The organism is Streptomyces sp. NRRL S-378 (assembly GCF_000720645.1).
Classification (GTDB): Bacteria; Actinomycetota; Actinomycetes; order Streptomycetales; family Streptomycetaceae; genus Streptomyces.
Genome location: NZ_JOBX01000129.1, coordinates 1 through 5192 on the forward strand (window position 1 = coordinate 1; position 5192 = coordinate 5192).

At 72.4% G+C, this 5192-nt stretch carries 2 protein-coding genes; both read right to left on the reverse strand.

The window, feature by feature from the left end:
* Positions 1-41: 41 nt before the first annotated feature.
* Complete coding sequence (locus tag IH80_RS0137730; protein WP_030966417.1) at positions 42-2267, reverse strand: terpene synthase family protein; 2226 nt, start codon at positions 2265-2267, stop codon at positions 42-44.
* A gap of 110 nt (positions 2268-2377) precedes the next feature.
* Positions 2378-4447: an ABC transporter ATP-binding protein gene (locus IH80_RS0137735; protein WP_030966419.1), complete on the reverse strand. Its 2070-nt coding sequence runs from the start codon at positions 4445-4447 to the stop codon at positions 2378-2380.
* Between the last annotated feature and the right edge of the window lie 745 nt (positions 4448-5192).

A 5192-nucleotide genomic window follows, 5' to 3' on the forward strand; every position in this document is an offset into this window, starting at 1 on the left:
GGGGGGGGGCCGGGCGCGACCGCCCCCCCGCCGGACCGGACTCACGCGGGCAGGGAGACCCGGGCGGCGGCCATGCCGAAGCCGGAGCCGAGGACCGCGCCGGCCAGACCGCCGCCGGGCCGGCTCAGGTCCTCCGGCCGGTAACGGCGGATCGTCGCATGCCAGTTGAGGACACCCGCGTGCCAGTCCTGGAGCTCCCGCACGTACGCGTCCAGGGCGGCCCGGGCCCCGGCGTCGAGCTTCCAGTCGTCGTAGAGCACCGGCAGCTGAGTGGCCACGATGTGCTCGAACTCCTCGGTGCGCTGGGTCATCAGCGCGTGGCAGATGTGCAGGGCCTCCGGGTAGCCGATGTCGAAGAAGTTCCGCGTGACCACGATGTGGTTGTGGACCTCGCCCTCGAACTCCACCTCCTTCTGGTAGGAGTAGATGTCGTTGATCAGGCAGGCCGCGTCGGCGACGGCGTTCTCCAGCGAGCGGATCGTCCCCGAGGCGTAGATCTCCTCCGGAATGCCCCGGCCCTCGTGGCCGAGCCGGCACAGGTACATCGTGAGCCGGCTGCCGAAGGTGCGCCGCCGCATCTCCGCATAGTCCACCGGGTCCGGGACGCGGTTGTGGACCGCGTTGTCCACCTCCCAGAGCCAGCTCTCCAGCATGTCCACCAGCGTCGCCCGGAACTCGGTGCGCTGCCCCACCGGCATGCCGGCACTGGTGCGCACCCACAGGTCGGCGAGCCCGCGCTCCAGCGCGGTGGCCGGCTGCGGCCGCTCGGCGTGCTCGACGGCGTCGACGGGGAGCATGGCGATCAGCCGGGCCGTGGTCGCCTTGGCCGCCGCCAGGTCCTTGGTCTGCGCGAACACCACCGGGTAGTAGTCGTCCCCGTACGTGCCCCAGGTCAGCCAGCAGGCGTTGAGCGCGAGCTCCTCGGGTGTGGCGTCCGGGTCGAGTCCGGCCGAGCAGAGCGCGAAGTCGTAGCCGCGCAGCTTCTCCTCGGTCCAGATCGTGGAACCGGGATCCCCCGGCTGGGGCTCCAGCAGGCCCGTCCGGCGCGCCCACGCCACCGACTCCTCGCGGGCGTGGGCCAGATGGGGGCTCAGGGAGAGCCGGTGGGGCATGTAGATCTCCGGGATCACGGAAGGCCCGGTGCGTTCGAAGGGGACGTGAGTGAAGGAGCGGCGGCGCAGCTCCATCGAACGCCGGTTGAAGACGGACCGCAGGTCGAGGGCGCTGGTGCCCGGCCCGGTCGGCATGAAGGGCAGGGTGAGCGGGGCGGTCGCCCGGGCCTCCTTGTTCATGTAGCGGCTGGAGACCATGTGCCATTCGTGGCCGCCGGACTGCCAGTCCTGAAGGCCCTTGGTGTAGGCGAGGACGGCCGCGACCTCGGCCGGCTCCAGGGCGAAGTCGGTGAACAGCTGCGGCAGTTCGGACAGGGCGGTCTGCTCGAACTGCTGGAGGCGGGAGGTCAGCAGGTCGTTGGACACCTCCGCAGCCTCCTGGGTGGTGCAGCCGAGGAACGTCTCCAGGACCAGCACGGCGTTGGACAGCTCGCCCTCGTCGGTGACCTCCCGCTCGTAGGAGAAGAGGTCGTTCCTGATGTGGACGGCGTCGGAGAAGGCGTCCCGCAGTACGCCCAGTGGGCGCGCGTGCGCGACGCGCGCCGGGACCTCGGCGGCGACGTACTCGACCAGACCGGCCGACCAGGGGGCGCCGCCCACCTTGCGGCGCATCTCGATGTACTCGAGGGGGTTGGCCACCCGCCCGATGTCGATGTTGGCCAGCTCCCACATCGACTCGTCGAGGAGGTTCTTCGTGGACAAGGAGAACCGTTCCCGCCAGTCGGTGGACATCGACGGAACGGTTCGCCGCCACAGGTCGGCGAGGCCGGCCTCCACGGGGTTGGTGGGCTCGGGGAAGCCGGCGGCCAGGTCCATCGGCATGAAGGCGGCAAGCCGGTCGAGGTAGGCCTTGGCGCCGGCGCGGTCCTGGGAGCGCTTGAAGGTCTCCAGGAAGTGGTCGTCGAAGAAGAACACCCACACGTACCAGTCGGTGACCAGCGACAGCGCCTCGGCGTCGCAGTCGGGGTGGGTGTAGGAGCAGAGCAGCGCGTAGTCGTGCGAGTCGAGGTCGCTCTCCTCCCAGACGCCGGAACCCTCCAGCATCGCGAAGTCGCGCGCCCACTGCTTGGTGTGGGCCCTCGCCACCTCCAGGTGGGGGTTGAGTCGCGCCGGATACGGCACGTAGAAATCCGGCAGTCGGAACGGCTGCGTCACGGCGGGGTAGGCCCTTCGTCCAAAGGTGCGGGGGCCGGTGGTCCGGCCCCCGCATGAGATCAGCAGTGCCCTACCCGTGCTGTCCGTGGGCCAAGGCGGAGTTCACCGCATCAGGTGACGGAGGTGTCATTGGGCGACGCGCCGGACTGCCGGGGGATAGGGGAGGTCCCGGAGCGCGGCCCGGACGGGGACGGGGAGGAAGACGGGGACGAGGACGGCGACGAGGAGGGGGGCGGAGGCTGCAGGGCGAACTGCTCGGCCTGCATCCGGAACATCGACGCGTACCGGCCGCCGAGCGCCAGCAGCTCCTCATGGGCGCCCTGTTCGACGAGCCGCCCCTCGTGGAGCACGTAGATGACGTCGGCGAACCGCACGCCGGACATCCGGTGCGTGACGAGGACGACGGCGCGCTGCGGACCGGCGAGCCCCCGGATGCTGTCGAAGGCGGCGATCTCCGCCTCCGGGTCAAGCGCCGAGGTGGGCTCGTCCACGACGATGACGCGGGCGTCCCGGAAGCGCGTCCGGGCCAGCCCGAACTTCTGCCACTGGCCCCCGGACAGCTCCGAGGCGCCCCTGAACACCCGTGCCAGCAGCGTCTCGTAGCCGCCCGGCAGCTTCTCGACGATGCGGTCGGCACCTGCGTACCGGGCAGCGGCCACCACGTCCGCCGCCTGCTCGACCGCCTCCTCGGCCCCCTCCGCCCCGGGCCGGCCGATGGCGATGTTGGTACGAGCGGTCACCGGCCAGCGCTCGAAGTCCTGGGTGAGGAGCGCGACCCGGTCGAAGACCTGCTCCCGGTCGGCGTCCCGCACGTCGACCCCGTCCCAGGTCAGCGACCCGGAGTCGGGCAGGTGCAGGCCGGCGAGCAGTTTGACGAGGGTGCTCTTGCCCGAGCCGTTCTCGCCGACCAGCGCGACCACGGTGCCCGCCTCGATGGTGAGGGAGACCCCGTCGAGCGCGGGCTCGTCCCGGTCCGGATAGCCGAAGCGGACGTCGTCCAGCCGCACCGTGCCCAGCCGCTCCGGCAGCGGCAGCCCCCCGCCCGGGATGGCCCGCCGCCCGGCCTCGGCGACGAACCGTTCCAGATCCCGTACGTAGAGGGACTCCTCGTGCAGGGTGTTGGTGGTGGCCACCAGCGCGCCCAGGCTCGCCGAGCCGGTGCGCACCGCGATCACGGCGGTGCCGGCGACGGCGAGGTCCATCCGGCCGGTGACGATGAGCGCGACCATCGCGCCGTAGGTGACGAGCGCCGCGGCGCCGGAGAGCGCGGCGGCCAGGAGCTCGGTGGCGGCCTTGTCCCCGGCCAGGCGGGTGGCCTCGGTCTCGGCGACCTCGGCCATGTTGCGGTAGTGGCCCAGCAGGTAACGGCCGACGCCGTGCACCCGTACCTCGGGGGCCGCCGTACGGGAGATCAGCAGCTGGCCGATGAGCCGGGCGGCACGGACGTGCTCGACCCAGGTGATGACGGACAGGTAGCGGCGCTGGGCCACGCGCATCGCGCCCCAGCCGCGCGGGGCGGCGATCAGCAGCAGCATGGGCAGGAGCAGCGGGTGCAGCACGGTCAGCACCCCGGCGGTGGCGACGAGGGAGATGACCCCGCCGAGGGTGGCCACGCAGGCGCCGACGGTACGGCGGGCCGAGGGCGGCCCCCACTGGGCGCTGTCCAGCAGCCGCCGGAACTCCCCGTCCTCGATGGCTTCGAGCTCCACCTCGACGGCGGCCTTCAAGTACTGCTCGTGCGCGGCCCGTTCGATCTTCGGCTCCAGCCGTCCGGCGGCCGCGGTGGACCGGGAGGCCAGCACGGCGCCCAGTACGGCGACCAGCGCACCGGCGGCCAGGGCGGGCAGGGCGGCGTGCAGCCGCTCGGCGGGACTGCCCGCGCCGAGCAGCGTGCGGAGCACCTCGCTGAGGACGAGCAGCCCGACGGCGGAGGTGATCCCCTGGCCGGCCTCGGAGGCGGCGACGGTGAGCAGCGCGGGCCGGTCGGTGTCCCAAGCCAGGCGCAGGGTCCCGGCGACCATGCGGGGCATGGAGCGCAGGGTGGACAGCAGCCGCCCTTCGAGGCGGGCGTAGTCGTGGTTGGACCAGCCGGCGTCGTAGCGCAGGGGTCCGCCGAAGAGCCGCCGCTCGCTCGCCGAGACGGCGGGCTGGAGGGCCGTGGGCCGCTTGAGGAGCCTCATGCGCGGCCACCTCCGCCCGGTGCCGGGTCGAACACCACATGAACGTGCACGGATCGCAAGATTCCTCCCGAGGCGCTGCGGCTGCGAACTGACGCCGGAAGAACGTGGCTGCTCAGAGCGGCGTCACGGCCCGCGAGGAACGAACGCCCGCACACACTTGCGATGTCCGCCCGGACCCCAACGGCGGCGCGGCCACGGCCCGTTCGAATCACCCGGAGGTGTCGATGCCCCCCTTCGAGGGATTGCGCCCACCCGCGGCACAGCGCCGAAGGCCGCCTCCCCGGGGCGGGAAGACGGCCCTCCGTGCGGTGATCGCGGTCGGCGTTACGGGACAGGGACGGGGACGGGAACGGGGAGCGGTGCGGTGCCGAGGACCGGAACGCTCCAGCGCTGCGCGGCGGAAGCGTTGCAGTCGTAGAGCCACAGTTGCCGGCCGGGAGTGGTGTCGTAGTCGCCGAGGTCGAGGCAGCGGCCGGAGACGGGGTTGTGGATGGTTCCGTCGGCGCGGGGCAGGCTGCCGTTGTCCGGCCGCGTCGCCCGACAGCGCCTCGTCCGCAGCCTCGACGATCAGCCGGCCGGTTCGCCGAGGCTCCGTGCCCTCGATCCACCGACGGGAACGGGGCTGCCTATTCCGCGGCGAGGGCCCTCAGGTAGGAGGCCGCGGCGTGGACCTCGCCGAACCTCGGGAAGATCCTGCCTACGGCGAACGCGTGCTCGTCCGCCGCGAAGGCGGACATCGCGTCCT